This window comes from Microcystis sp. LEGE 08355 (assembly GCF_015207185.1).
Taxonomy (GTDB): Bacteria; Cyanobacteriota; Cyanobacteriia; order Cyanobacteriales; family Microcystaceae; genus Microcystis; species Microcystis panniformis.
Genome location: NZ_JADEXI010000596.1, coordinates 1 through 2,827 on the forward strand (window position 1 = coordinate 1; position 2,827 = coordinate 2,827).

At 39.1% G+C, this 2,827-nt stretch carries 3 protein-coding genes and 1 pseudogene; all 4 read right to left on the bottom strand.

Annotation, left to right across the window (positions count from 1 at the left end; all coding sequences use genetic code 11):
* Positions 1–443 precede the first annotated feature (443 nt).
* Positions 444–724 (bottom strand): annotated as a pseudogene (locus IQ242_RS21640) (hypothetical protein).
* Positions 725–831: 107 nt separating this feature from the next.
* A complete protein-coding gene (locus tag IQ242_RS21645) occupies positions 832–1,248 on the bottom strand; it encodes a type II toxin-antitoxin system VapC family toxin (protein WP_193961363.1) in 417 nt (138 codons plus the stop codon).
* On the bottom strand, positions 1,230–1,457 hold the full coding sequence (locus IQ242_RS21650) for a hypothetical protein (protein ID WP_066029995.1): 228 nt from the start codon (positions 1,455–1,457) through the stop codon (positions 1,230–1,232). Before IQ242_RS21650 ends, IQ242_RS21645 begins: the two co-directional genes overlap by 19 nt.
* A 279-nt stretch (positions 1,458–1,736) precedes the next feature.
* A partial coding sequence (locus tag IQ242_RS21655) for a GUN4 domain-containing protein (RefSeq protein ID WP_228021149.1) occupies positions 1,737–2,827 on the bottom strand: 1,091 nt, incomplete at its 5' end.

Below are 2,827 nucleotides of genomic sequence, written 5' to 3' on the forward strand. Positions count from 1 at the left end.
ACTTCTGCCATGTCCACCAGCGCACTCGCTAAGGAACGGCGTACTGCTGCTAGATCATTTCCCCAGGAAATCACGCCAGGGAAATCTAAGACTTCTCCATGGACTCCCTGTTCCAGAAATTTATACATTGCTTTGTAGGTAAGCATCCAATTTATGATCCTTTCTTTCAGCGAATTTTTTGATTAATCGTAAAATGTAGGGTGCGTTAGGCGGCTACCAATTCGGTCAAAAAACCAAAATTAACAAGCCGCCGTAACGCACCGATCGTATCATTAATTGTACCTAATCTAAAACAGGCTTCTAGCCTGTTCCACGGGAAGATGGCCTCGGGGGGATATTGGTTGATAGATAGATAAAGATTAACGCTGGTCTCACCCCCTCGCAATCACAGAGTGTAGGGTGCGTTATGCTATTCCTAAAAAAACCTAAGAAACTAATTAAAATTAAACCTTCATTTTTAGGGCTGTAGCTATGAGATTTAACAACAAAAATTTCCTTCATAGTCAGCATTTTCTAAAGCTTCAATAATGGATTCATCAGTATGAATTAATTCTGCTAAAGCCTTTGTTGAAAGATGATATGTTTCCTTGATCTTAAATATTTTTCTGGCTACTTCGTCATCAATGCGAGCTTTTTCTAATTCTAATTGACGCTCTGGATTATTAGCATAATAACGTTGGTAAAGAATTTTTAAGCCATCGGCTGTTGTTTGGGGTGTATTCATATTAACTCCTGAAAATAAGTGTGTAATGCGGAGTAAGGGTTTGTAGTTTTTCTAAAATAATTTGCAGGTGGGGAGTTATGGATATCATGGCAATCTCAAGTTCATATTTAAGGCAGAATAATAAAGTAGCTCATGTTATCGGATTGAATTAAATTGAAATGTCTGTGGTCTAATGTCAGAATTTGGTTAATAGAATAGCGTTCTGCCATGACCAGTAAACTAGCATCAACTAAGCCTAACGGTAAATCTTGATAACGAGTCATAATTTTAAGAGCTTTTTCTAAATCTTCTAAATCGAAGGGAAGCAAACTATATTTTCCCTGTGTAATATCCATCAAAAAAGCTCTAGCTACTCTTTCACCGAGATATTTAGTCGCTAAATAATCAACTTCTGGTAATACCGTCACAGGCACAAAAACTTGCTGATTTCTGATCGCTTCTACGACAATAAAATGATAGTGATCGTCTCGGTCTAATAGGGCAATAATTCCACTGGTATCTGCTATTATCTTTCGTCCTGCCACAATAATTCCTCGCAACGAGTTGATAGGTCAGACATTCCACTAGCTCCCATCCCAATAGATGGGGGTAAAGATGGGGAATCATTGTCTTTTATTGGCTCATTTTCTATATTTTCCCCTATTTCTTTAAGGATTAATTGAGCAATATTTTCCTGTCGATCTGCTGACAGAGTAGCTAATTTTTTGAGAGCAAGTTCTAATAATTTATTCATGATTTTTTATTCAATGAAAAAGTTCTAATTATAGCGCACCACTTTTATCATTCATTCTACCTGAATATAACGACGAGAAAGATTGCTTCGGGGGGATATTGGTTGAGAGATGAAGGTTAACGTGAATATCCCCCCTCGCAATGACATCTTTGTCGGAAAAAAGCTTCCTTTGACTTGGCGAAGCCATCAGTGCCAGGTATCGAGTTCCGCAAAATGCGATGTTTACCTGATCAAAAGCACTAAAATTAGACTTGATAAAAGACCTGAGATCGTTATATCCTACAGGTTACAAGTCTTTGCGCGAGAGAAGAGAAGAGAAGTCATTCCACCCAGGCTTCCCATCTCCCATTTCAAAGGCCAGGGAAAGTCCCCAAAGTCCAGCTTATAGGCTGTGTTATTTATCTTATGTAACGTAGGTAGGTGAGCTTTGGGGGCAAAGAACTTATTAAAAGTTAAGTTGCTCTCCCACAACCAATGACCTCTTTTTCTCCAGCCGACGCAATCGCCGAACTTTTCCCACACTTCTTCATTATACTCTCTCGTGCCACCAAGACTTTCATATATTTCTTTCTGGACGCTGAAGCCAAACTTACCGTTGCTGTAGTGTAGCCAGAGTTGGTTAATAGTTCGTAAATCTTCACAGGGAAAATTGTCAATATCTTCTTTTCCCAACCATCCTTCGCTATTTTGGGCGACCTGACACATAACTTTACCTGTTTCTTCGTTTGCTTCTTTCCACTTTCTTGCTGCTAGGAGTTGCTGTAATCGAGAATAGTTAACCCCCCTAGCACTTTTAAGCACAATATTAGCAGCAACTTTAGGCGGTGGTGGTGTTTGAATAACGGGGGTTGCTGGTGTTGGAGAATAACGGGGAGTTGCTGGTGATTGTATTGAAGTTGCTGGTGATTGTCCCGTCAAATCTTGTAAAATCTCCCGCGCTGACTGATAACGCTTTCTTGTCCCAAACTCGATCATTTTATCAAGAATGCGCCCTAAATCATCCCGAACATTATTATTGACTAAAAACTGTCGCCAAATCCATTCATGGTCACTGGTATCAAATAAATCAAAGGGTGAAACCTCAGTTAACAAATAAATACAAGTGACTCCTAAACTATACAAATCACTAAGATTGATCGGCTTACCGTTGGCTTGTTCTGGTGCGATATATTCCGCTGAACCGATTACTGTACCAGTAACAGAACGGTTAAGATGTGTAACAACTTTAGACGCACCAAAATCTACTAAAACCGCTTTCTTGTCTGAGTTACGTCTAATAATATTTTCTGGTTTAATGTCTCGGTGAACCACTCCCTGACTATGAATAAAATCTAAAACCGGCAAAATATCCGTTAATAAAGCTTTAATCT